The organism is Hymenobacter sp., from assembly GCF_036387835.1.
Lineage (GTDB): Bacteria > Bacteroidota > Bacteroidia > Cytophagales > Hymenobacteraceae > Hymenobacter.
Genome location: NZ_DASVSY010000024.1, coordinates 22324 through 46996, shown reverse-complemented (window position 1 = coordinate 46996; position 24673 = coordinate 22324). Strand labels below are relative to the sequence as shown.

Annotated in this window: 19 protein-coding genes; 9 read left to right on the top strand and 10 right to left on the bottom strand. The window is 56.7% G+C overall.

What is annotated here, in order from left to right:
- Positions 1-24: 24 nt before the first annotated feature.
- The 10 genes from VF639_RS05035 to VF639_RS04990 form a co-directional block, all read right to left on the bottom strand.
- Positions 25-1416, bottom strand: coding sequence for a sigma-54-dependent transcriptional regulator (locus tag VF639_RS05035; protein ID WP_331144793.1), 1392 nt, complete (start codon positions 1414-1416; stop codon positions 25-27).
- 44 nt (positions 1417-1460) lie between these two features.
- A complete protein-coding gene (locus VF639_RS05030) occupies positions 1461-2645 on the bottom strand; it encodes an ABC transporter permease (protein WP_331144792.1) in 1185 nt (394 codons plus the stop codon).
- Positions 2642-3898, bottom strand: coding sequence for an ABC transporter permease (locus VF639_RS05025; protein ID WP_331144791.1), 1257 nt, complete (start codon positions 3896-3898; stop codon positions 2642-2644). Before VF639_RS05025 ends, VF639_RS05030 begins: the two co-directional genes overlap by 4 nt.
- Positions 3888-4478 (bottom strand): RNA polymerase sigma factor, encoded by a 591-nt coding sequence (locus VF639_RS05020; RefSeq protein WP_331144790.1) that lies wholly within the window; start codon positions 4476-4478, stop codon positions 3888-3890. Before VF639_RS05020 ends, VF639_RS05025 begins: the two co-directional genes overlap by 11 nt.
- Before the next feature lie 89 nt (positions 4479-4567).
- A complete protein-coding gene (locus tag VF639_RS05015) occupies positions 4568-5236 on the bottom strand; it encodes an ABC transporter ATP-binding protein (protein ID WP_331144806.1) in 669 nt (222 codons plus the stop codon).
- A 497-nt stretch (positions 5237-5733) separates the two neighbouring features.
- Positions 5734-7176: a TolC family protein gene (locus tag VF639_RS05010; RefSeq protein ID WP_331144789.1), complete on the bottom strand. Its 1443-nt coding sequence runs from the start codon at positions 7174-7176 to the stop codon at positions 5734-5736.
- 8 nt (positions 7177-7184) lie between these two features.
- The gene (locus tag VF639_RS05005) at positions 7185-8432 is read right to left on the bottom strand and encodes an efflux RND transporter periplasmic adaptor subunit (RefSeq protein WP_331144788.1); all 1248 of its coding nucleotides are present in this window, start codon (positions 8430-8432) and stop codon (positions 7185-7187) included.
- A gap of 526 nt (positions 8433-8958) precedes the next feature.
- Positions 8959-10560: a family 43 glycosylhydrolase gene (locus VF639_RS05000; protein WP_331144787.1), complete on the bottom strand. Its 1602-nt coding sequence runs from the start codon at positions 10558-10560 to the stop codon at positions 8959-8961.
- A gap of 104 nt (positions 10561-10664) precedes the next feature.
- A complete protein-coding gene (locus tag VF639_RS04995; protein ID WP_331144786.1) occupies positions 10665-10907 on the bottom strand; it encodes a hypothetical protein in 243 nt (80 codons plus the stop codon).
- A 1041-nt stretch (positions 10908-11948) separates the two neighbouring features.
- The gene (locus tag VF639_RS04990) at positions 11949-12140 is read right to left on the bottom strand and encodes a hypothetical protein (RefSeq protein ID WP_331144785.1); all 192 of its coding nucleotides are present in this window, start codon (positions 12138-12140) and stop codon (positions 11949-11951) included.
- A gap of 121 nt (positions 12141-12261) precedes the next feature.
- Between VF639_RS04990 and VF639_RS04985 the strand changes: the two genes are divergently transcribed.
- The 9 genes from VF639_RS04985 (at position 12262) to VF639_RS04945 (ending at position 24351) form a co-directional block, all read left to right on the top strand.
- Positions 12262-14772, top strand: a complete 2511-nt coding sequence (locus VF639_RS04985; protein ID WP_331144784.1) for a TonB-dependent receptor — start codon at positions 12262-12264, stop codon at positions 14770-14772.
- Between the two features lie 608 nt (positions 14773-15380).
- Positions 15381-15812, top strand: a complete 432-nt coding sequence (locus VF639_RS04980) for a carboxypeptidase regulatory-like domain-containing protein (protein WP_331144783.1) — start codon at positions 15381-15383, stop codon at positions 15810-15812.
- A gap of 157 nt (positions 15813-15969) precedes the next feature.
- A complete protein-coding gene (locus VF639_RS04975) occupies positions 15970-16350 on the top strand; it encodes a hypothetical protein (protein ID WP_331144782.1) in 381 nt (126 codons plus the stop codon).
- A 523-nt stretch (positions 16351-16873) separates the two neighbouring features.
- Positions 16874-17224, top strand: a complete 351-nt coding sequence (locus VF639_RS04970; protein ID WP_331144781.1) for a hypothetical protein — start codon at positions 16874-16876, stop codon at positions 17222-17224.
- Positions 17225-17503: 279 nt separating this feature from the next.
- Entirely contained in the window at positions 17504-18928 is a 1425-nt protein-coding gene (gene hisS / locus VF639_RS04965) for a histidine--tRNA ligase (RefSeq protein WP_331144780.1), read from the top strand.
- A gap of 181 nt (positions 18929-19109) precedes the next feature.
- Positions 19110-20612, top strand: a complete 1503-nt coding sequence (gene hutH, locus VF639_RS04960) for a histidine ammonia-lyase (protein WP_331144779.1) — start codon at positions 19110-19112, stop codon at positions 20610-20612.
- A 358-nt stretch (positions 20613-20970) separates the two neighbouring features.
- Positions 20971-22707 (top strand): T9SS type B sorting domain-containing protein, encoded by a 1737-nt coding sequence (locus VF639_RS04955; protein ID WP_331144778.1) that lies wholly within the window; start codon positions 20971-20973, stop codon positions 22705-22707.
- Positions 22708-22910: 203 nt separating this feature from the next.
- Positions 22911-23240 (top strand): YbaB/EbfC family nucleoid-associated protein, encoded by a 330-nt coding sequence (locus VF639_RS04950; RefSeq protein WP_331144805.1) that lies wholly within the window; start codon positions 22911-22913, stop codon positions 23238-23240.
- On the top strand, positions 23221-24351 hold the full coding sequence (locus VF639_RS04945) for a glycosyltransferase family 2 protein (RefSeq protein ID WP_331144777.1): 1131 nt from the start codon (positions 23221-23223) through the stop codon (positions 24349-24351). Before VF639_RS04950 ends, VF639_RS04945 begins: the two co-directional genes overlap by 20 nt.
- Positions 24352-24673 lie beyond the last annotated feature (322 nt).

Here is a 24673-nt window from a genome sequence, read left to right as displayed (position 1 = left end):
CTTCTAGCTCCTGTCTCCTAGCTCCTAACTCCTTTCTTCGGCATCAAACGGAATAGCATATTTCTCTAGGCGCCGATAGAGTGCTCCGCGGCTCAGGCCCAACGCTTTGGCGACCCGGCTGATATTGCCGCTGTAGTGTTCGAGTGTGCGCCGTATCATTTCAGCTTCCAATTCATCTAGCGTCATGGTGCCGGGTTCGGGCAGCTCGCCAGGCTCGGCGGTACGTACGGGCGCGCGTTGGAATTGGGCCTGGAAATCTTCGGGACCTAACTCGTCTTTGCCGCTAACTAATACGGCGCGCTCCACCAAGTTTTTCAACTCCCGAATATTGCCTGGCAGCGGCTGTTCTTGCAGCCAATGCTGCGCCCGCGCGCCTATTTTCAGGGCTGGCCGGTTGTAGGTGGCGCGGAGGCCATCCACGAAGTGCTGCACCAGCAACGGAATATCCTGCGGCCGCTCGCGCAGGGCGGGCAGACGCACCGTAATCAGGTTGATGCGGTAGAACAAGTCTTCGCGGAAGCGGCCCTGCTGCACCATTTCAGTGAGGTTGCGGTTGGTGGCGCAAATGACGCGGATATCCAGCCGGCGGGGTTTGCTGTCGCCGAGCACTTCGTAGGTGCGGTCTTGCAGCACGCGGAGCAGCTTCACCTGGCTGCTGAGGTCCAGCTCTCCTATTTCATCGAGGAAGATGGTACCGCCATTGGCTAGCTCGAAACGGCCCACCCGGTCGGTTTTCGCATCGGTGAAGGCCCCGCGGCGGTGCCCGAACATCTCGCTCTCAAACAGTGAAGTCGATATGCCGCCGAGGTTCACTTTCACGAAGGGTTGGCGCCGGCGGTGACTGTTGTGGTGCACCGCTTCGGCAATCAGCTCTTTGCCGGTGCCACTTTCGCCTTCTATCAGCACCGAAGCATCGGTGGTAGCCACTTGGCCCACGTTGCGCAGCACCTGCAGCAAGCGCGCATCCTGCCCCACTATGTTCTTGAAGTTGTACTGCTTGTCGAGCTGGCGGCGGCTGAGGGCCGCGGGGTCGGTTTCCGTTTCGACCTCGTGCAAGCGCAGGATGGTGCGGATGGTTTGGAGCAGCGAATCGTTGTGCCAGGGCTTGGTCACAAATTCGGCGGCTCCGGCTTTCATCCCCTCCACGGCCAGCGTGATAGAGCCCCAGCCCGTAATCAGAATGACGGGAAGCTGCGGGGCCACCTGCTTTACTTGCGCCAGCAGTTGCAGCCCATCCCGGCCGCTGGTATCGAGCGAGTAGTTCATGTCCATGAGCACCAGGCGGGGCGGCGTTTCCTGCACGACCCGCAAGGCGTCTTCGGGCGTAGCGACGCTCTTGGTGGGGTAACCGGCTTGTTTGAGCAGCAGCCCGAGTGAGGTGCGCACGGCCACATCATCATCAACAATCAATATCATAGTTTAGCGGCGAAGAGCGCAATTTAGGTGCGAAGAGCGAAATCCTATTCTTCCCGTAGAGCCACGGCCGGCCGTATGCCAGCTGCTAACCGGCTTGGGTATAGTGCACAAATAGCTGTAAGAATGTAAATCACCGAGACGGCCAGCAACATGGCCGGGCCGTACACAGCCAGGCCCAATCCCTGCACCCCAAGCAGCGGAAACTGCGCCGCCACGGCCAGGCCAAGGGTTAAGCCAAGGGTGGCAATAACCATCACTTCGCCCAGAAATTGCCCACTGATAGCCTGACGGCCAGCACCCAGCGCCCGCCGGAGCCCAATTTCGGCGCGCCGCTGGCTGATGTTGTACCACAGCACCCCAAACAAGCCCAGCGCCACGTTCACGACCAGGAATACGCATATAATAACCAGCGCCGCAATCGGAACCAGCACCTGCTTGAGCTGAATGGCGCGCTGCTCCGGCAGCGGCGTAATGCCAACGCTCCAGCCTTTACCAATGGCTAACATTTCCTTGGTCATCTGCTTTTCCAGGGCGGCCCCCGCGCCTGGCTGCACGCGCACCAGTAGCTTCGAGAGGTGGTTGAAGGTGCTGTCCTGGGGGCTGATGCGAACAAACACGCCGGGGTAAGGAGCGCTCAAGTCGCCGTTGGAGCGGAAATTGGCTACCACCCCCACAACCGTGAGTTCCCGGTCGCCGCTGTGCAGGCGCTGGCCCACGGCCGACTCATTGCCGAACAACTCCCGTTGCGAGTCCTCGGTTAGGATGGCGGGAAACTGGGTTGCGTCGTCGCGCTTATCAAACCAGCGCCCGGCCTTTACCTCCAAATCCAGCACGGCGCGCCGCTCGTCGTCCACCTGGTAGATGTTGTGGTTCAGGCCACTGTTCTTTTTGACCCGGCTTAGGTCGCTGCTGTTGTGGGAACCAAAGAAAGGCAGGTTGGAACTCCCCCGCGATACAAACCGGACGCCGGGCAGCGTGCGAAGGCGCTGCATGATTTGCTGTTGGGTCTGGGCCAGTTCCGCGTTGGACTGCGGGGCGGTACTTGGATAGAGGCCTACGGCCCACACTTGCTCGTAGTTAAAGCCGAGTGGAGCGCGATAATTCTGCTGATTGAACACCAGCACGCTTCCTACCACAAACAGCACCACGAAGGCTAGAAATATTTCAATAACGAGCAGAAAGTTGGCCCGTTTGCGGTTCCAGATCAAAGTAAACAAATGGCGTATCATGCGTTGGTTCCTCCTTTTAGCGCCTGAACGGCACGTAGTTTTGACATTTTATAGGCCGGGTACACCCCCGACAGCAACCCGAAGAAGCCGATAGTAAAAAAGGCTGCCAAAAAGATGCGCCAGTTCAGGCGGAAACTGGTGTAGGCAATCAGGCCGCTATCATTGATCAGGTACAGCACGCCAGCCGCTAAACCTAGCCCTAGCATGCCACCGAGTAGGGTCAGAAAGATATTTTCCACCAGAAACTGTCTTACCAGCATCTGGGGGGTGGCTCCGAAGGCTTTGCGCACGCCTATTTCCGAGCTGCGCTCCATAATTCGGCTTACGTTCACGTTTATCAAACTCAGCGCTGGCAGCAGCATAAAGAGCAGGGCCAAGCCAGCAGCTGTGCGCGCCAGGCTAGCTACGCCATCGTCAGGGCCGTCTTCGTCGAATTCCTCCCGCACCATGGTCGAGAGAAGGGACCCGGCATGTATCCGCACCTCCTTGTAGGTGTGTTTGCCATCTTCGTCTGGAACCGGCACCTGCGCCACAATACGGTTGAATTCCGCTTCCACCGCCGGCACAGCCGCCGGGCTAGGGGCGAGCAAGATAGCCTGGCAGTCCCCTAGGTAGTTGGGGTCGTGCACATCCTGAGTGCTGGTAGTGATGGGCATCCAAACGTCGGCGTAAGAAATGTAGCGCGTGGCCGGTACATCGCGCACCACGCCCACCACCCGATAAACTACCTGGTCGACTTCGAGGCCGCGGCCGACCACGCCCCGGCTAACCCCGAAATAGCGCCGGGCCGTGTTTTCGTTGATTACTATCACGTGCGCGGCCTCCTTCACTTCCCGTCCTGAGTACGGCCGCCCCTCTACGAACTCGAAATCCAGCACTTGCCAGAACTGAGCATCCGTATAGCGTTGGTCTAGCTTCAGCTTTTGATTACCAAGGTAGGCCACCACCGAACCTGGGCTGCTGCACAGTGAGATTAACTGCGGCGTGCGCATGGGCCGCACGTAGCGCTCCAGAAACGAATAGCTAGGCGCGGAGTTACTCTGCGAGTTCTCGGACCACAACCCGATCTTGGTAATAAACAGCAAACGGTCCACTTTCTTTTCGGGGGTGTGCGGCCCCACGGTGTGGTCGTACATGGCATACACCACCAGCAAAATCATCAGGGTAAAGCTGATGCCAAACAAGCTGATGAAAGTGAAGAACTTCCGGCGCAAGAGCACCTTCCAGGCAATTTTGAGGTAGCTAAGCAACATGAGCAGAGGCGTAGGAAGAAGTGGAAAGAGAAGAGTGAAGCGCCGCCACCTGCCGCTGCAGCACCGCCCGGGCCTTGCTGAGCTGCGACTTGCTGGTGCCCTCCGAAATACCCAGCAGCCCGGCTACTTCCAGGTGGCTGTAGCCTTCCAGCGCGCACAGGTTGAACACGGCGCGGTAGCCAGCGGGCAGCTCCTGCACCAACCGCAGCAGGTCGGCCGCTTGCAGCGCTGCATCGGCGGTAGGCAGGTCGGTGGCGAGGTGGTCGGTAGCGCAGTCCTCAATGCTGAGCGTAAAGGATTCCTGGCTGCGAAGGAAGCCCAGGGCTTCGTGCACCATAATGCGGCGCACCCACCCGGCCAGGCTGCCCTTGCCTTCAAACTGGCCCAGGCAGCGAAACACTTTCACGAAGCCCCGGGTCAGCACATCCTCGGCATCGAACCGATGGCGAACATAGCGCAAGCACAACGCCAGCATCTTGGGGGCAAAGCGCCGGTAAAGCTGCTCTTGCGCCGCCGCCCGGCCTTGGCGGCAAGCAGCCACCAGCGCAGCATCAGAAAGAGGAAAGGAAAGCGTTTTCATGGAGAGAAGTAACCCCAACTTTCCGTTGGGAATCGAAACAGATAATGTGATACCAAGCAGGACGCACGGTCGCCAATCAACGGGTGGGCTTACAGCACCTGGCTGCCGTCGAAGAAGCGGATCAGGCGCTGCGTTTTCAGGGCTTGCTGCTCGTCGTGGGTAACCATCACGATGGTAGTGCCCTCCTGCCGATTGAGACCCAGCAGCAAATCCATTATTTCCTCGCCCATCACCGAGTCGAGGTTGCCGGTGGGCTCGTCGGCCAGAATGATTTCGGGGCGACCAGCCAAGGCGCGGGCAATAGCCACCCGCTGGCGCTGCCCGCCCGAAAGCTGGCTCGGGAAGTGGTTGGTGCGGGCACTCAGTCCTACTTTGTCGAGGGCGGCGTAGGCCCGCTCCCGCCGCTCTTTGCCGCCCACACCGGGCCGGTACAGCAAGGGCAGCTCCACGTTGTCAATCACCGAAAGGTCGTTGATGAGGTGGTAGCTCTGGAAGACGAATCCGATTTTTTGGTTGCGCAGTGAAGCCAGCTCTTTGTCGGAATACGACTGCACGGGCCGGCCATCCACCTCAATCACGCCGCTGGTGGGCTCATCGAGCAAGCCGATGATGCTAAGCAGCGTGGATTTGCCGCAGCCCGACGGCCCCATAATCGACACGAACTCGCCTTTGTTGATGGTTAGGTTCACGCGGTTCAGCGCTACCGTTTCAATGGTTTTGGTTTGGTAGACCTTCTCGATGTCGCGCAACTGAATCACGGGCTGGCTGCTGGCAGCGCCTAAAGCGTCGGTGGAAGCCTGAGAGCGGGCAGTCGTTGGGGAGAGAATGTTTTCCATGAGTTTTATAGTGGAAGTAGGAAGAAAACGAAGGAAGCTGTCCATTTTCGAGCAATGCCGCCCTAGGACCACAGTAGTATAGCCAAGCGCCGTGCCATACTCGTAATCAATTGATGCACAGAACATTATGTGCTATATAATAAATACCCTAAATAGAAAAGTTGTCCGTTTTCGGACAGGGTGTTCGGTAATGATGGGAGACTGTTCATAGCTATGCGCCTATTAAATAGTAACAGCATCGCAACCTAGGCTACGGCGCTGCGGCGTTTGTTTAAGAGAGACCAACTTATATTTCACGCAGTGGTTCGGGGTGTAAAAGCGCAGGGGTCCGGAGTGTCGTTTGATAGCCACTGCGAACCTCTGCGCTTTTACACCTCGAACCACTGCGTGAACCTTTACTTAAAACATCAGGCTGAACCTTACTGCGCAGCCAAGGGCATTTGCCGCTCGAAATCGTAGAGCGTGAGGGCGCGCAAACGGTAGTGGGCCACCCAGGCAGCGCGCAAGGCCAAAATGTAGGTGCGGCGGGCCTGATCTTTTTCAGCAGAGGCAATGGTGAGGTCGGTGAGGCTGATGCGGCCCACTTTGTAGGTCGCTTGCGCAATGTTGTAGCGCTGCTGAGCCAGCGAATCGGCGCGAGCGGTTAAAGCTAGCTGTTCGCTCAGTGTGCCAAGCTGCGCGGCTTGCACCTGCACACTCTGCTCGAAGCTTAGCTCCTCCTGCGCCACATCGGTCTGCACCTGGCGGTGGGTTAGCTCGGCGGTTTTGATAATGGATTTTTGCCGGCCCCAATCCACGAGCGGCAGCGCAAATGTAAGCTGCACTTGCTGCTGACTTTGCAGCGTTGCATAGGTGTCCCAAAGGTTACTCGCTTGGTTTACGTAGCCCAGGTTAGCTGATAGGGTTGCCTGAAGGCCAGTAGTGCCACGGGCCAGGGCCACTTCGCGCTCTGCTTGCAACAACCGGCGGCGGAATGTCAATACTACGCTCCGGTTTTGGCGGGCTTGGGTTAGGGCCAGCGCGGCGGGTACTACTAAGCGTGGGGCGGCAGCAGGCACGGCCAGTTGCAGCGTTTCGGCGCGCAGACCCGTGTAGCTCTGCAAGCTTACGGCTGCGTTCTGCGCATCGAGTTGGCCCTGCGCCACCGCCTGGCGGGCGTTCAGCAGGTTCAGCTCCAGCCGCAGCAAGTCGCTTTGCGAAAGGTAACCGAGCTGGTAGCGCTCCTTCCCTATCCGCAGCAGCTCCTCGTTGGCGCGCACGTTTTGGCTGGCTACTTCGGCGTTTACCTGCTGCTGAAGCACATCAAAATACAGCTCGGTGATGCGCTGCGCTATGCCTTCCCGCTCTTCTATATACAAACGCTGGCTTTCTTGGTAGCGCAGAGGCTCGATCCGGTTGGCCCAGCGCAAATTGTTGAATTTGCCAATCGGCTGCAGCAGGCCAATACTGATGGGCTGGTTGTTGTAGCGCTTGAGACGGCCGTTGAAATCATCGAAACGCTGCACTTCGGACGCGACAAACACCTGCCCGCCGGTCAGGCCGATGTTCTGGCTCACCGTCATGGCCAAGTTGGAATTGTTGATGCGTACAGCCCGAAAATCGGTGGTGCCATCAGGCTGCACGACGGGCGCAACGGCGCGGCTAAAACCGGGCAAGGTACCTTGCAACCCTAGCTGCGGCCTATAGTTGGCCTGGTAGGTGCGCCATTGCCAGTAGCTCTGGTCGCGGGTGGTTTGGGTCTGCTTGGCCACCGCCGACCGGTTTAGCGCCAACTCAATTACGTCTTGCAGACTCTGGGTTGTAGGAGTTTGGGCCGCGGCCGAACCCCCAGCTAGCAGCAGGAAAGTGAGTATCCGTTTCATAAGGCCGCTTAGTTGCTGAGGGTGAGTTCGGGGGTGTCGAGGTAGTCTTTCGTATCCGAGATAATGATTTCTTCGCCTGCCCGCAGGCCCCCCGTTACTTCCACGAAATCGAAATTGCTGTCACCGAACTGCACTGTGCGGCGGGTGGCCTTGCCGTTGCTTACCACGAATACCGGCTGCTCTTTGCCGCCTTGGTAGAAAGGGCCGTTTTTTACCCGCACCACGTTGTGATGCGCTTTCGTCACCACAAATACATCGGCCCGCAAGTTGGACCGCAGCGCCGGATGGTGGTCTTGGGTCAGGGTAGCATAGAAAGTTACCACGCCTTTGTCCACGGCCGGACTCACGGTGTTGATGGTACCGCGCAAGTCGGTGTCGTTGATGCGAATTAGCACCGGGTCACCGAGGTGCAGGGCGTCGGCGTAGGCGTCGGAAATGGTAGCGCGTACCCGGAAGCGGCTCAAGTCAGCCACCCGGGCCAATGGGTCGCCGGCTTGCACGGTGGTACCGAGGTTTTCATTCACCCAGGTCAGCACGCCCGGTTGCTGGCTGCTGATGTTGGCTTGGGCCAGTTTGCCGGCCAGCTCCGCAATGTTGCGGTCCTGAATCTGCATCGTGAAGCCCAGCTCCCGCACGTCGGCGGCATTGGCGGCACGCTGGTTCCGGATTTGCTCGCCCAGGCGCTTTAACTCCAGCTGCGCTACTTTTAAATTCAGCTCGGCCTGCCGTACGCTTTCCGACGTGCCGCCCCCAATCTTCAGCAAATACTGCTCGTCGCGCAAAGCCGATTGCAAGCTGCGCACCTTCACCTGCTGCACCTGCTCCTGCGAGCGAAGGTCGTTCAGGGCTTTTTCCAGAGTGAGTTGCAGCTGTGCGTTCTTGATGCGGTTCTGCTGCTGCTCGTCCTGGAGCTTCGCCAGCCCCGAGGTAGTCAGTTCCTTGTCTAGCTCCAGGATGGTTTGCCCTGGCTGCACCTTGCTGCCCACAGCCACGCTTACCTGCCGAATAGTGCTTTGGATGGGACTGGTAATTACGGCTTCATACGCGGGAATGATGAGCCCGGCAGCAGTTAGCGACGCCTCTACATCACCGGTTTCCGTGGTGGCCGTAAGAATACTGTTGCGGCTTATACTAGGCTTGAGCACGGTGCGAAAAGCCAGCAAGCCCGCTACCAGTAGCAGCACCACACTTGTTCCAACAAGCCACTTGCGGCGCTGGCGACTATTTTGAGTAGCAGTTGAAATAGCTCTGTCCATTTTCGTACAGGAAGGGAAAGGTTTCCCATACTGTCAGCCAAGGCTCGTGCCACTTCTTCAAAGCATTATCAATCAGTTGCTTAATTCTAAACACCAAGACCTAGCCTTTCAGAAACCTGTCCATAAATGGACAGAGTGTTCGGATGCAAATGCCTTGCTCACCGCAATATCACAAAGAGGCTTTCCAAACTACCCGTCCGGCTTGCTCTGGCGTCCGCGCAGGCGTAGTCGGCGTCGAAGCATCTAGTGTGCTGACGTTACAAAACGTAGCTGTCATGCTGACGAAGGAAGCATGTAACTCACTTTGTCGAGTTTACCACACGAGCGGCGAGATGCTACACCTGCGCGGACGCCAGATGAAGCAGGACGGGTAATTTGGCAACGAAGCCCACAAAATGCTTCGGCTGCGCCTCTGCACAACGAGCTATTTGGATGGCCTTTTAAACAAAGAAGCCCGGTAACCTAAGCTACCGGGCTTCTTTACTTCAAGACTTAGACTTAGCAAACTATCTACAGCCGTGCTGACCTAGCGCTGGTTGCGGATGGTGAAGTGGTTGAAAGCAACCATCGAGGCTGCTGATCCTCGCGCCAGCAGACCTACCCGGATACCCCGATCCCATGGGGGCAAGTAAGTACCGTTGAGCGCAAAGCTGTCGAGCACAACGGGCTGCCAGGAGCTACCATCCACGTTATAGGTGAAGCGGAAGCGCTGACCACCCCAGGATTCGAGGCGCAGGTTGATGGTTTTACCGGTTGGCAAATCAATCTTGGTAATGCTCTCGTGCTTGCCGGCTTTCACCGACCATACCTGCAGGCTGCCGTCACCCACCACCAGTGCCAATGCGTTGTTGGGGTCACCGATAGCCGACAGACCAGCGAAAGTAGCAGGCTCCAACGAACCGAGTTCTACGGCGGTCGTCACCTTATAAGTAGCCGTGAACGTGCGCTGTGCCACAATAGAACCCATGCCGGTTGGCCTGGCGGTGAGCAGCAGCTGGCCGTCGCTCACTCCTACTTCCGGCTCGCGCCCAATCGGCCACTGCCAAGTACCAGCAAGGCAATTACCCTCGAAGTTATCGGTTACGTTCAGGATGCTAACGTCGTGCAGCGGGGCAGCCTGCGGACTCTTGCCTTCAAACTCAGGCCAGCCTTCCTCGTTCCAGGTGAACTCGCTGAGGATGCCTTGGCGGCCCACAAACTCGTGGCTTTGCACGTGATACGCGTGGTGCAGCAAGAACCAGCGACCGTCGAACTCGGTTACCGTACCGTGACCCGGGCACTTCCAGGTGGTGTTTTTCTTGAGAATCGGGTTTTCGGGGCACTTCTCCCAAGGACCCAGCAAGCTCTCGGCACGAGCTACACCAGTAGCATACGTGCAGCCCTTACCGCAGCAGCCGTTGCCGGCGTAGAACATGTAGAAATAGTTGTTGTGCCGCACAATAGCCGAGCCTTCTACTAGGCAGCCTTCCCAGGGGGTATCGTTGCGGAACAACTCCACTTTTTTGCCCACCAGCTTGGTGTGCGTAGCGTTGATGCGCTGTGCCCAAATCGGGGTTGGCTTCTTATAAGCATTGCCGTCTTCCTTCCACACCAGATACAGGTCGCCCTTTTCGTCGCGCATCGGGAAGCCGTCGATGGAGCCGTAGCGCTGCGCCACTAGGGGGCCGTGGTCGGTGTAGGGGCCAGCCGGGTTGTCGGCGCTGGCCACGCCCACTGCCAGCGGGCCACCTTTCTTGCGAGCCGTGTAGTAAACGTAGGTTTTCCCGTTCTCGTGGAAAATCTCTGGCGCCCAGAAGTTAGCTTCCGTCCACTCCGGCAATGAAGCGGTGGTTGGGAAAACGTGGCTAACCAGCTGCCAGTCCACCAGATTGGTGGATTTGAACAGCGGAAACACCGGGCCCCACTCTGCCGAAGTGGCACTAGCCCAATAAGTATCCCCGATTTTGGCAATGGTCGGGTCAGGAAAATCACCGGGTAACACCACATTGGCATACGAGGTGACCGGGGCCGTGGCAACAGGGGGCGCCGCGCTAATAGCCGTGTTGGTGGCAGTAACAGGAGCACAATCCGTCGTAAGAGCGGCAGCTGGCGTTACATTCTGAGCTGATGTTTCTACTTCGAAAGACACAACAGAAGAGAGCAAAGAGTGAGAAGAGAAGTGCTTGGCAGGAAATAAAAAGGAAGCTGCTCGACAAACTTGCAGCTTAGGGCTTGCGCGAAAAGAGGGGAATGTTATGCTAACCCAACGGTTGGGACCCACACAAGATCGAGCGTGGGAGTTAGCAGGTAAATACCGTTAGGGAGAGCCAGAACAATAAATTCATTGACGCTGGTAAAGGCATTCCAGTTGATTTGAGTTCCTTGAGAAGATCTATTTGATGTAAGATTCATAAAGTTAGATTTTTCCAAAGGTCCCTGTATACTCAACTCCAACTCCCATGCCCAAATTTCCAACAGCTCAATTTCGATTTTCAAAGGTAAACATTTACCAATAACAGCCTAATAGCAAGCTAAACTGGCCTGTTTCACTTTTCGCAACAGCATCAAGGTTACCTGCATAATTCGGGCCAATTCAAACTGAATTCAATAACTCTGTTTATAAAAAATTATAAATTTACCTATGTTTCCAAGTTTTTGACTGAGGTTTTCCGATAAGCTCAGGGATAAGACCCCTAGAAATAAAATTCGGGCATTCCGAAAATTATCACTTTTTGGTGGCGGCCAAAGATAAATACAGCTTGAAATCCTGACCGTAGTGGCTTATTTATTTAGCCTTAAAGGCTGCTAACAGCTTCATCTTGCTGGCCGCGGTAAGTGTTGAGTTTGTCTCTAACGTATAAAGGCTTCGGCTCAAATGCTCCTAGTAATTCAACTTTAACGAGGAAAGTCGTTCACTATTCTGTTGTAGCTCCCACATCACGGTCGTTCTACTAAGCTCTGGACTGCTCTAAAACCTGAGCAACATTCTTATTGTCCATCCACGTTGTTCAACGACTCGACTCGAGGACGGCGTAGCTAACATTTACATATCAATTGAGCTTCAAGCTGCCTTGCTTGGTCCTTCTTGTTTGGCAGGAATTACGCAATGCCTGCTTGGTAGAGGTTCACGCCTTGTCTGGTAGTAGCAAAGCGTGACATATAAGTAGACCTCCATACTCTGGCAGAAGGCCCGTTTAATCAAGAGTGTACTACCTATAGTATAGTTGTGGCGGAAGCAATAGTTGGTCCCGTGAGTCTTATTATCAGTGCTACTGGCATTGTGCCTCTCCTTATTATATAGTAGCGCTAGCTTGAAAATGAGGCAGACTATTAGCTCGATAGTTGAAATGAACCCTCTTGTGAGCTATGCGAGCATGAATTATCAAGCGGCTACAAAATTATTTTCTCTTTATGCTTTCGAGGCAGTGCTATTCAACTACAGGCAAGTGGCTTTGAGCGCCTATTGGTATATGTAAAATTCAATATCCTGTACTACTCTGATAAGCAGCAATAAATTATTATTGAAGGTACCTTGCGTCACATAGTACCTTCTGTTACCTTTGGGTCATTAGATAGATAATCTCCCTGCCGCACCACTACCCCAACGGGGGTACCACTGCGGCAGATGCCGGACACCACCTCACCAATCGGGTTAGGTGCCGGGCGGCCCGACTGAAGCAGTTGTTTCACTCCGCCGCCTTTGTGTTTTGGCCGCTTGATGCCTGGCATGGGCGCCAGATGCATCCCTGCTCACTGTGTTTGAATTTTTGCAAATAGCCAACCAGCGGATCCGCGGCCGCCTGGAACGGCACCTCTTTGCCTGATTCGTTCATTCAACTCACCACGTCTGATGACTTCCTTTCCTTCCAACCAAGCACTCCGGTGCCTAGGCCTCCTCACTGCGTCTACACTTTGCCTCTCCTCGCTGGAGCTGCGGGCCCAGAATGTGGTACCCACTAAGGCAACGGCAAGCACTGCTACGGGCTCTGTTTCGGGTACCCTGCTCGATGAAAAAACCGGGCAGCCGCTTTCCTTTGCCAGCGTGGTGCTCTTGCAAGCCCACGGCGACAGCAGCTTTGTGGCCGGAGCCCAAACGGCCGACAATGGTGCCTTCGAGCTAGCGAAAGTAGTTGCCGGCCAGTATCTGCTAAAGGCTACGGTGCTCGGCTACAAGCCGCTGCGGCAATTCGTTACGCTAACTGGCTCGGCACCAGCAGTTCGGCTAGGCGCCCTCAAGCTTACGCCAACGGCCACCCAACTAGCCGGCGTTACGGTGCAGGGCGAACGGGCTACGGTGGAGGAAAGCCTCGATAAGAAGGTAATTAACGTAGAAAAGGATTTGAGCAGCGTGGGCGGTACCGCCGTGAACGTGCTGCAAAACGTGCCTTCCGTGGCCGTGTCGCCCGACGGAACGGTGAGCATGCGGGGCAGCAGCAACATCACCATCCTGATTGACGGCAAACCTACTAACACGGCCACGGGCGGTAATCGGCTCGAGCAGATTCCGGCCAGCTCCATCGAGAAAGTGGAAGTGGTAACCAATCCTTCGGCCCGCTACGATGCAGCAGGTGGCGCCGGGGTAATCAACATCATCCTGAAAAAGCAAAAAAAAGACGGCTGGAACGGCCAGGCCACCCTCAACCTCGGCACCCGCGACAAGTACAACCCTAGCATTAGTTTGAACCGCCGGGCCGGCAAAATGAACTGGTTTGCCTCGTATGACCTCCGCGACGACCGGTACCGCAGCCGGATGAACACCCAGCAAACCACTATCCTCGAAGGCCAGGAACTTCGCATCGTCCAGGATGGCACCAACCAGCGCCACAATGTCAACCACTCTGCCCGCCTTGGTTTCGACTACACCATTTCGCCCAAGCAAAGCCTGACCCTGACCGTGGAGCCCAACCGCAACAAAGGCCTCAATACGGGCACGCAGCTGGCTACCTTAACCGATGCCACTGATACCAACCGCATCAGCAGCACTTTCGGCGTGACGGAAGATATAATGAACACCGAAGCCTCCGTGGATTACCGCCACACGTGGGAAGCCCATAAGGGCCGCGAATGGACGGTCAACGCCGCGTATAACAACCTGCTGGCCGATGTAGTGATAGGGCAGCGCAACACCGAAGGCTCTGCCGACCTGCGCGAGTGGAAGCAGGACCTGGACGTGACCCTGAATGCCGCTTCCTACCAAACCGACTACGTACACCCGCTAGGCGAAAAGAGCCGCTTCGAGGGCGGCCTGAAAGGGCAGCTGATGCGCAACGACGGCACCGACGACTTCCTGCGCCAGGCGGTCGATGGTCCGACGATGGAACGAATTGCCGACCGCTCGTATACCTACCAGTTCCGCGAGTACACGCAGGCCGGGTATGCTACTGCGCAGCACGAAATAGGCAAATGGCGGATGCAGGGCGGTTTGCGGGCCGAATACACCAACACCAGCGGCCAGGTGGAAGGCGGCACCGGCAAGTTCCGGCTGAGCTACCTCAACCTGTTTCCCTCGGCTACTGTGGTCCGGACGCTGCCTACCGCCGACCAGCGCGTGCAGCTTAGCTACTCGCGCCGCCTCAACCGCCCTGGTTTCATGCAGCTGCTGGCTTTCCCGCTCTACCAAGACCAGCGCACCTACCGCATCGGTGACCCTACGCTCCGGCCCGAGTACATCAACGCCTTCGAGCTAGGCCACCAAGTGACGCTAGGCAAGGCCTCACTGAACTCCACGGTGTTTTATCGCCAGACCACCAATGCTATTCAGCGGCTGGTGCGGGTCGATACGACGGCCACGCGGCTCTACGGCAACGGCGCCGTAATTACGGCCACCTACGCCGACAACTTCGGCCAGGCAACCAGCCTCGGCGCGGAGCTGTCGTACAACCAGCCACTCACCACGTGGTGGCGCCTCACGGCCAGCGGCTCGCTGTTTCAAAGCAGCGTAACGGCGGCTACCGGCAACGAATCGAGCCGCCGCACGGTGTCGGGGACGGCACGCCTGATGAACAGCTTCACCCCCACTCCAAAACTGGATGTGCAAGTAACAGGCAACTACCGCGCTGCTGCCCTTACCACCCAAGGCCGCCTCGCGCCGGTCGGCTCCGTGGACGTGGCCCTGCGCCAACGCCTCTTCAACGACCGGGGCGCCCTCACGCTGCGAGTAAGCGACTTGTTCAACACCCAACGCAACCTAACTGAAGTGTATACCACCGATGCCACCGGCACCAACTTCCGGGCCCGCTACTACAACAAGTGGGAGTCACGTGTGGGCTACTTAGGCTTCTCGTGGTACCTCGGCTCTAACAAGCCTCCGAAGAAGATTGAAAACCAGCCTCAGGGTGGCGGCGGGGGCTTCGGCGGATAACGCAAAGCCTACGAGCAACGCTTCCGAAAATAATTTTTCTCTTTCTCTGTAACGTCTACTAAAATGAGCGGTATCCACATCAGAAACCAGCCAACAAGTACTGAGATGCAAGAATCAAGCATCTAGACCCGATTTCGACAGTTACTTGAAACAGGATATCAAGTCCGACCACTAAAAGGTGACATCCTCATGCTACTGGCCCCGAAAAACAGACTGCCTACTACGGTTCTGCCAACTCAGAAAAGCCACAGCAGATTATCGAAAATAATTATTGTCACTCAGGCATCTTTTTCCCAACAGCCTTCATCTATATAGGCAGTTGCACATTTTCCCGGCAGACAGCTAGCTACTTCCGCCGTTCTTTCCCGCTCCTGCTTCGGCCCGCGGCGACTTTTACCTCCCGGTAAGGTCACGGCCACCCGCCCGCCGAAGATGCTCCACCGCTCGTGGTGGGGCTTTGTCCCGAGGCTGCCTGCTGGCCAAGCAAGTAGTTTTCCAGGGCCCTACTCTCCTACCTTTTTCTTAACTGCTCCTGTTTTTTCGGCAGACCTGCACCGTCAGGTTGGTCGACGGGTGGCTCTTTGTGCTCTTTTTTCGCTGACATTCTCATGAAAACTTCCTTCGTAAACCGCTCTCTGATTGCCTTCATCCTTTTCATGACCGGGCTGCAACTCTCGGCCAACCTGCTCGGCTTCGGTACGCTTTCCGGCAGCCTGCACGACGGAGACACCAACGAGCCCATCCCGAATACCAGCGTGGTACTGCTCCGGGCCACCGACCACCGCCTGGCCGCCACCGGTAGTACCGATGCGCAAGGCAACTTCCACTTCCGCAGGGTGCCCGTTGGCAACTACCTGGTGCAAACCACCGTGCTTGGCTATAAGGCCCAACGCCCTGCCATTGCGCTCCGCCCCCTGCACAACCGCCAGCAACTGGGCGTGCTTACCCTCCGCTCCTCGGCGGCGCAGCCTACCGTAACGGGCAGCCGCAAGGTGGTAGCGCAGCAAGCCAAGCCACAGGTGGTGAAGCCAGCCGCATAACTGCCCGGCGCTTAATGTTCTAGTCCGGCGCCTTTCTTACCTCTTTTTGCCTTGTTTTCAATTGCTTGCTGGCTTGTGCTGGCTTAGCCCGGAGTTCTGTTTTCAAATTCTTCCTTTCCCTTTCTGCCTCCTAACCTTCTTAAAAACTTCTTTTATCATGAAAGCTTCCCTTTTTTCCCGTTTGAGCTTGGTGTGTTTGATGTTCCTGTTTTCCGCCACCATGGCTACGGCCCAAAAAGTAGTTTACTCGGAAGCTCCTGTTATAGCCAAATCTGGCTACTGGAGCCTGGAGACCGACCAAAGTGACCGTAACTACACGCTAGTCCGCTTTTTCAACGACCAGCACGAGCTGCTGTACCAAGAGCGTCTTGATGGCTTATGCCTGGACCCCTGCAAGAGCCCCGCTAACCACCGCCGCGTAGCCCGTATGCTGGGCAACACGCTGCAGCAAGTACAGCGGCTGCAGTCCAACTCCATGGTAGCAAATAAATTAGTTTCGATGAACCGCCACACGTTAAAGGCGTATGCAACCCGGTAAAAACGCGGGAACCTGTAGCACTTGGTGCTAATGTATTCTTGGCTAGACCGTAGTACGGCCGAAAGCCCCACCTCCCAACATAATCCGGAAACGATTATGCTGATAGGCGGGGCTTTCGCCAATAACTTCGGTGTATTTGCACAAATAGCGGGAAAGCGCTGACACTTCGGATCTGCTGATCAACTGAGTGCGCAAGAACCCTAAGGCTGAGCTTCATTTTTATGGACGTATAGTATTAGCTCTCAGCCTTATGCCTATACAACATCAGCATAACTAAGGTATATTCTAATTTTATTGAGAACAAACACCCTTACTTGTCGATTAGCACTTGGTTATTGGCCTTGAACAATAAAAAGTATAAATGCTATCAGAATATCGCTTTAGCAGGCAACCAAAGCTATCAATACCCGGTAAAATCCTTAATCTTAGCACTCGAATGACGGTTGAAAATAAACTTTCCTCGCCGGATAGTTCAATAAGATTGGTTTAGTGCGGTTCTTATTCAAATCCTGTTATCTCACGAATGCTAGACGTCTACCGGGAAATGCTCCCTAATGGGTTTTTGCTGATTCTATCCCCTGATATTGCCAACCAGCGGGGCGAAGTAAAACTTACCCGCGCGCTCCACCGGGCCAGCCGCAGCGAGAAACGCGCTGTGCTGGTGGATTGTAGCTTGGTGGAACGGCTAACCGAAGAAGCCGTGGACTTGCTGTTGGCCTATGCCTTCATGCTCCGAACCCAAAGCCGACGGTTGGTGCTTTGCCACGTTCCTAATGCGGTGAGCCACCACTTTCTTAACCTCGATGCGGCCTCACAGCCCGTACTGGTCCCCTCACTCCTAGATGCCGTAGATGAAATAAATTCTCCTCACTAGAGTAAAAGCACTACCTGATAATAGCCAACCCGTAGAGACGCGATGTGTCGCGTCTCTACATTCGTGCTTGATAGCTGCACCTGAGCTTTCTACTTCCAGTTCTGCGATGCAACAAATTAGCGAAGGAAGCCTTAGCTAGTATATTACTGGTAAATACTTGAAATACTATAGGTTATGAATAGAAAGGAGCGGCACCTGATTCACTTCGTTAGGTGAGGCCGGGTACCGCCGCGCGGTTTGCGTAGTTTTACGCTCCGATCTGCTTCTTTTCATTTCCTGATGAGCACCCCAAAACCTAGCATCCCCAAAGGCACCCGCGACTTTGGCCCGGCCGTGGTGGCCCGCCGCAATTATATCTTCGGCATCATCCGCCGAACCTTCGAGAAGTTTGGCTATGCCCCCCTCGAAACCCCAACGCTCGAAAACCTCTCGGTGCTGACCGGCAAATACGGCGACGAGGGCGACCAGCTTCTGTTCAAAGTGCTCAACTCCGGCGACTTCCTCAAAGAGGTGAAGGCCGAAGATCTAGCCAACGAAGACGGCAAGGCCACCCGCCGCGTGCTGCCTAAAGTGGCCGAAAAAGGCCTCCGCTACGACCTGACGGTACCGTTTGCGCGCTACGTAGTGATGAACCGTGGTACCCTCACGTTCCCGTTCAAGCGCTACCAGATTCAGCCGGTATGGCGCGCCGACCGGCCCCAACGCGGCCGCTACCGCGAATTTTATCAGTGCGATGCCGACGTGGTAGGTACTAACTCGCTGCTTTGCGAGGCGGAAATTGTGCTCATGATGCGGGAGGTGCTAGACACACTTGGCAAGCACAAGCTTGATTACACTATCAAAATCAATCATCGTCAGGTTTTAAGAAAAGTATACGAGGCCCTAAATGGAGAGGGTACTGAAATAGACCTATTAACTGCGATAGATAAGCTCGACAAAATAGGCCGCGATGGTGTAGAGAAAGAATTAGTAGAAAGAGGATTTTCCATTTTAACAGCTGGCAGCGCACTTCATCTGCTAGAGTATACTCTAGGCACCTTTGCTGAACGGATTGACGAAATGGAAAATAGATTGCGCAGATTAAATGCGCCGTCAGACGAAGAGCATTCTACAATAGCAGTTTACAAGGGCATCCAGGATTTAAGAAAGCTTGATGAATATCTTAAAGCTTTCGGTGAAGACCACTATAAAAATATTGAGCTAGACCCAACACTGGCCCGCGGCCTGAGTTACTACACGGGCTGCATCTTCGAAATCAAGATCAACAACGTGAACATGGGCAGCGTGAGCGGCGGCGGCCGCTACGATAACCTGACTGGCGCGTTCGGGCTGCCGGGTGTGTCGGGCGTGGGGTTCTCGTTCGGCGTAGACCGGCTGTACGACTGTCTGGAAGAGCTAAACCTGTTTCCGGCCGCCGTGGCGACTACCACGCGCTGCCTGGTAGCCAACTTCGATGCCGAGGGCGAATTGGCCGTACTGCCAGTACTGCGCCAGCTGCGTGAGGCCGGCGTGGCCAGTGAGCTGTATCCGGAGGCCGGCAAGCTGGCCCGGCAGTTCAAGTACGCCGACGCCAAAGGCATTCCGTTCGTGTTGCTGCAAGGCCCTGAGGAACGCGCCGCAAGTCAGTTCAAGCTCAAAACTTTGGCCACCGGAGACGAAAGGGTGCTGTCGTTGGAGCAGGTGCTGGCCGAGCTGACGAGCTAGCCGAAAGACAACCCTAGCTTTAAGTGGACTATCGTATGGGTAGTTGATTAAAGTGGTACCACGAAGCCGGCCGGGCAATTTGGGGTCCACTATCGTTGCGGATGCCTGCCCGATGTCGTTCAACGATAGTGGTACCATTGTCCTGCCCGCCCGTTAAACATAAGGCCCCGCCCTAGCCCCCATGCCCTCAAACGACGATTACGCCCTCACCCCTTCCACCCGCCTCGACCTAGCTACGCTCCGGCACCTACTGAGCGACAACACGCGCCTGACGCTTTCCGTTGAAGCCCGCCAACGCATCGAGGACTGCTATACCTATTTGCACGAGCGCCTGGAGCAGTCCGACACGCCAGTGTACGGCATCAATACCGGCTTTGGGGCGCTCTGCAACACCAGCATTTCGCCCGCCGACCGGGGCCAGTTGCAAATCAATCTGATGATGTCGCACGCCTGCGGCACGGGCGCTGAAGTGCCCCCCGAGGTGGTGCGGCTGATGCTGCTGCTGAAAGCGCAAAGCCTAAGCTACGGGCACAGCGGCGTGCAGCTAGCCACCGTGCAGCGCCTGCTGGACTGCTACAACCGCGAGATTTTACCGGTGGTGTACCAGCAAGGCTCGTTGGGCGCCAGTGGCGACCTAGCGCCGCTGGCCCACCTGTGCCTGCCACTGATTGGTCTCGGCGAAGTGAATTACCAAGGCTACCGCCTGGCCGCTGCCGACGCGCTTAGTTTGTTCAGCTGGCCGCTGCTCACCTTACAGGCCAAAGAAGGCTTGGCATTGCTCAACGGCACTCAGTTTATGCTGGCTTATGGCGTGCACTGCCTGTTGCGGGTGCAGCGCCTGCTCGATGCGGCCGATGTGCTAGGAGCTTTGTCGTTGGAGGCTTTTGATGGGCGTAGTGAGCCGTTTGATGAGCGTCTGCACCGCATCCGGCCCCACGCTGGGCAGCAGGTGGTAGCTCAGCGGATCCGGGCGCTGCTCAGTGGCAGCGAGTTGCAGCAGCAACCTAAAAAAGCGGTGCAGGACCCCTACTCTTTCCGCTGCCTGCCTCAGGTGCACGGCGCCTCCCGCGACGCCCTCGCCTACGTGCAGCAAGTGCTGGAAATCGAGTGCAACTCCGTAACCGACAACCCCAACCTCTTCCCCGACGACGACCTGATCTTAAGCGGTGGCAACTTCCACGGGCAGCCGCTGGCGCTGGCGCTGGATATGCTGGCTATTGCGACGGCCGAGCTAGGTAGCATCTCGGAACGACGCACGTATCAGTTGCTCAGCGGCCAGCGGGGGTTGCCGCCCTTTCTGGTGGCCGAGCCCGGCCTAAATTCGGGGCTGATGATTCCGCAGTACACGGCCGCTGGCATTGTGAGCGAGAACAAGCAGCTTTGCACCCCGGCTTCGGTAGACAGCATTGTGAGCAGCAACGGTCAGGAAGACCACGTCAGCATGGGCGCCAACGCAGCCACTAAGGCGTTGCGCGTAGTCGGGAATGTAGAACAGATTCTAGCTATCGAGCTGCTGACGGCCGTACAGGCTTTGGCTTTCCGTCGCCCGGCCCGCACCTCGGAGGCGCTGGAACAGGTGATAACCGCTTTCCGCTCGAAGGTTAGCTTCGTGAGCCGCGACCGGGTACTTTATCCCGACTTGCAGGTCGCGGCGGCTTTCGTACGAACGTATGCGTGGGAGTAACATAGGGTGCCAACCGGGCCACTGCTGATGTCAATCTATGCATGCTTTCAACCTAAGCGGCGGCAGCAAGCCAATATAGGAGCGAGTAGTACGTTTCTACATCACCAAGTAAGCTTTTATCTTACAAGTCAGTTTTCAGCTTTACCTGCCTTTTGTGAAATCATTACTTTTCTGGCTGTTCTTGGGCTGCGGTTTGTTGCTACCGGAAGTTGTGCAAGCCCAAACTTGTCCAGTCACAGCTAATGCTCCTGCCTGTACCTTTGAGGTTACTGACGCACGCACCGGGACAATAGTGGAAAGACTTTGTGTTGGCCGTGCAGTCCGTTTCACACCTTGCTCGAGCCGTGACTTAAGCCTTGTGTACACCTATCAGGTAACGCAGGGCAACGGGGTACTCCCCAACCCATGCGGCCCTGGTTTTCAATCGTCCACCACCACCTATACGCCTACTCAAGCAGGACCTATTACGGTGACGGAGAACAGCCAAGCCGTTGGCGGCTCTACTTCCACTATCTACTTCCGCGTACTTCAGGTATCCGATAGTCCGGTTCCTAATTTCACCGTGACGGCCTGCGCGCCGGGTACGGTGCAAGTGACACTGCCCGGTGCGCCCTACGACGGCTACACTGTGCAAATTGGCAACAGCACGCCCGCTTCGGCAACTCCTGGTGCCGTAGTGAGCTATCCGGTACCAGCCGGCGCAACTACCGTCACGGTGACGGGCCGGTATACCAGTAACACCTTGTGCACCAACTCCGCTACCCAATCCATCCTGCAACTTGCGCCACTTAGCGCCCTCACCATCCGGAGCATCACGCTTCAAGGCACTGACGCCCTGCTTGATGTAGCGCCATTAGCACCGGGCTACCGCTACATAGTAGAGCGCGAAAGTACCCCTGGCGTTTATCAGCCCCTACCCGCAACGGTGCAGAATAGCTCAACCTCCTTCACGGTGCCCAATGCCCAACCGGGCCGCTACCGGTTGCGCACCGCCGATGCCTGTACCGAAGAGCTGCGCACTTCTGGCGCGGTACCTACGCTCACCCTAACCGTTGCGCCCGCTGAACGGCGCAACGAGCTAACGTGGCAACTGCTCGACAGCCCCACCTCCTACGAGCTAACTCGTAACGGCATGCCTATGACGGCGCTCATCCGACCTTCCGACCGTGCCTATACCGATACATCGGTAGCCTGCGGCGTGCAGTACACTTACCGCCTCACGGCCCGCTACACCAGCACCGTTACGTCGGTTTCCAATCAGGCGGAAGTGCGGGCCACAGCCACTCAGCCCCCCGCCACACCCCGCCTCTTTGCTTCCTTCGACTTACGTAACCGCCTCGAGCTGACGGCTAGTGTAGCGCGCTTTCCAACCACCGGGCAGTTAACCTACCTAAGTGGCACCCGCATCCTGGCCACTACGCCCAGCCGCAGCCTGCGCGATTCTTCGCTCACCAGCTTCAGCCCCGGCGCGGCCCCCTGCTTTCAGGCAAGCTTTGTCGATGACTGCGCCAACCGCTCCGCCGAAGGTGCCCCTTTCTGCCCCGCCGTGTTGGCCGCAGAGCTGGTTGATTTTCGGGGCTCTTCGGTACGCCTGAGTTGGTCGGCACTGCGCGGGGCTCCTGGCACTCCCGAAAGCTTAACCTACCGCTTACTTATACTCAACCCCGACAACAGTGTGCTGCGCAGCCTGCCCGTAAGCGCGGGCGCTTATGTAGATGCCACCCCGCCCGCCAATCAGCAGCAAGTCCGCTACCGCCTCGAAGTAACCGGGGCCGGCCTGCCAGCCCCTAGCTACTCCAACATTGCCAGCGTAACGCGCCGCCTCGAAGCGTTCGTACCGACGGCCTTCACTCCTAACGGCGACGGCCTCAACGACGTGCTGGAAGTGAAAGGCCGCTTCCTCAAAACGTACCGCTTCACGGTGGTAGACCGCAACGGCCAGCAAGTTTTTCAAAGCACCAATCCTTCTCAAACCTGGGACGGCCGTGTCCGCAACGAGCCCCCGGTACCCGGCTCCTTCGTCTGGCGCTTCGAGGCAGTAGACGAAGCCGGCCAAACCGTAGTCCAGCGCGGCACCGTCACAATTCTTAAATAAACCGCCACCCACTGGCACTACTGGCCACAGTCTGCGCCAACGCAGTCGGTAAGACCGTAAGCCACCAGACCGGCCCGGTCTCCGACTGGCACCCGGCAAGCAGGTAGCAACTACACTGCCTACGCATCTCCGGCCCGCCGCTGCCGTACCTTTGTTCAGTGGGAGCCCTGCTTCCTTTCCTCCACTTCGAAAAAAGACGAACTATGTTTGATATGATGGGCATGATGGGCAAAATGAAAGAGCTGCAAGAGAAGATGCAGCAGGCCCAGCAGGAAATGCAGTTTGTAACCGCCGTCGGCGAAGCCGGTGGCGGCTTGGTGCGGGCCACAGCCAATGGCCACCACCGCCTCGTGAAGCTGGAAATCGACGATTCCTTGCTTTCCGACAAGGAAATGCTGTCGGACTTGGTGGTAGCCGCCGTGAACAAGGCGTTGAACGAAGCTGGGGAGAAAGCCAAAGAAGAAATGAAAAACAAAACCAGCGGCCTGATTCCCAATATTCCGGGCCTCGACCTTGGCAACTTTGGCCTCTGATTCGGCGGTGCCTCTCCCTGCTCCTGCCCTTTGCGCTGATGTAGCCGTTGTTATTCTGAACTGGAACGGCGCAGCTTGGCTGCGTCGTTTTCTACCTTTGGTGCTGGCTAACTCCGACGGAGCGCATATTGTAGTGGCCGATAACGCCTCCACCGACGATTCGGTGGCGCTGCTGCAACAGGAGTTTCCGCAGGTGCACCTCATCGAGTTTACTGCCAACCTTGGCTTCTGTCAGGGCTACAATGCCGCTTTCGAGCAATTGCGCACCTGGCAGCCTTCCACCGCTGCAACCCCAAAAGCAGGAGTCAGTTACTACGTGCTGCTGAATTCTGACGTAGAAGTGACACCAGGCTGGTTACGCCCACAACGGGACTTGTTGGAACAGCGCCCTACAATAGCCGCCTGCCAACCGAAAATCCGCCAATACAGCACTGATCCTGCTCAGCGCCAGCTGTTTGAATACGCCGGAGCAGGCGGCGGCTACCTCGACCGGTTTGGCTACCCATTCTGCCGCGGCCGCCTCTTCGATACCTTGGAAACCGATGCGGGCCAGTATGACGATCCGCGCCCCGTGGCGTGGGCTACCGGCGCCTGCCTGATGATTAGGGCCGCGGACTGGCACGCACTAGGCGGGTTCGAGCCCACCTTTTTCGCGCACATGGAGGAAATTGACTTGTGTTGGCGCCTCTGGAACACCGGGCGCGAGGTGTGGTACCACGCGGACAGTGTGGTGTACCACGTGGGCGGCGGCACGCTGCATAAGTCGAACCCGCGCAAAACCTACCTCAACTTCCGCAACGGACTGGCTCTATTATATAAAAACACTGCCGCTTCGGAATTAACCGGCGTGTTAGTCGCACGGCTGGTACTGGATTGGGTGGCTGCTCTGCGCCTGCTGCTGCAGGGTGCCACTCCCGATGCCCGCGCCATTCTCCGCGCCCATCGGGACTTCTACCGCAACCGAGTCTATTGGCAAGAGCAGCGGCGTGCGTTTTCACCGCATCTGCTGGCCTCGCAGCGCCCGGCAGTGTACCAAGGCAGCTTGGTTTGGGCCTATTTCGCACAAGGCAAACGACGGTTTTCAGAACTTGATGCTGCTCGGATCAAGTAACGCCGTAGAACTAGTTGGGTACCCGTTAACCGTCATGCTCATCTGGCGTCTGCGCAGGCGCAGCATCTCGCTAATGTGGTAGAATCACTACTACCACCACTAGATCAGCAGGCGAGATGCTTCCTGTCGTCAGTATAAAAATTAACATCACAACGTCAGCACGCGGGATGCTTCGGCAGCTCACCATGACGGTTTGTTTGGCAACATCGCCTCCCAGCTTTCAGCCGATATAAATTTATTTCTAGCGCTCAACACCTTCAGAAAAGAAAAACCTGCTTCTGTTGGAAGCAGGTTTTGGAAACTCAACGGGAAACTACCAGTT

Bases quoted from the DNA above. Each gene is read 5' to 3' on its own strand.
- VF639_RS05035 (WP_331144793.1), bottom strand. From the start codon at position 1,416: ATGATATTGATTGTTGATGATGATGTGGCCGTGCGCACCTCACTCGGG.
- VF639_RS05030 (WP_331144792.1), bottom strand. From the start codon at position 2,645: ATGATACGCCATTTGTTTACTTTGATCTGGAACCGCAAACGGGCCAAC.
- VF639_RS05025 (WP_331144791.1), bottom strand. From the start codon at position 3,898: ATGTTGCTTAGCTACCTCAAAATTGCCTGGAAGGTGCTCTTGCGCCGG.
- VF639_RS05020 (WP_331144790.1), bottom strand. From the start codon at position 4,478: ATGAAAACGCTTTCCTTTCCTCTTTCTGATGCTGCGCTGGTGGCTGCT.
- VF639_RS05010 (WP_331144789.1), bottom strand. From the start codon at position 7,176: ATGAAACGGATACTCACTTTCCTGCTGCTAGCTGGGGGTTCGGCCGCG.
- VF639_RS05005 (WP_331144788.1), bottom strand. From the start codon at position 8,432: ATGGACAGAGCTATTTCAACTGCTACTCAAAATAGTCGCCAGCGCCGC.
- VF639_RS04990 (WP_331144785.1), bottom strand. From the start codon at position 12,140: ATGCCAGGCATCAAGCGGCCAAAACACAAAGGCGGCGGAGTGAAACAA.
- VF639_RS04985 (WP_331144784.1), top strand. From the start codon at position 12,262: ATGACTTCCTTTCCTTCCAACCAAGCACTCCGGTGCCTAGGCCTCCTC.
- VF639_RS04980 (WP_331144783.1), top strand. From the start codon at position 15,381: ATGAAAACTTCCTTCGTAAACCGCTCTCTGATTGCCTTCATCCTTTTC.
- VF639_RS04975 (WP_331144782.1), top strand. From the start codon at position 15,970: ATGAAAGCTTCCCTTTTTTCCCGTTTGAGCTTGGTGTGTTTGATGTTC.
- VF639_RS04970 (WP_331144781.1), top strand. From the start codon at position 16,874: ATGCTAGACGTCTACCGGGAAATGCTCCCTAATGGGTTTTTGCTGATT.
- hisS (WP_331144780.1), top strand. From the start codon at position 17,504: ATGAGCACCCCAAAACCTAGCATCCCCAAAGGCACCCGCGACTTTGGC.
- hutH (WP_331144779.1), top strand. From the start codon at position 19,110: ATGCCCTCAAACGACGATTACGCCCTCACCCCTTCCACCCGCCTCGAC.
- VF639_RS04950 (WP_331144805.1), top strand. From the start codon at position 22,911: ATGTTTGATATGATGGGCATGATGGGCAAAATGAAAGAGCTGCAAGAG.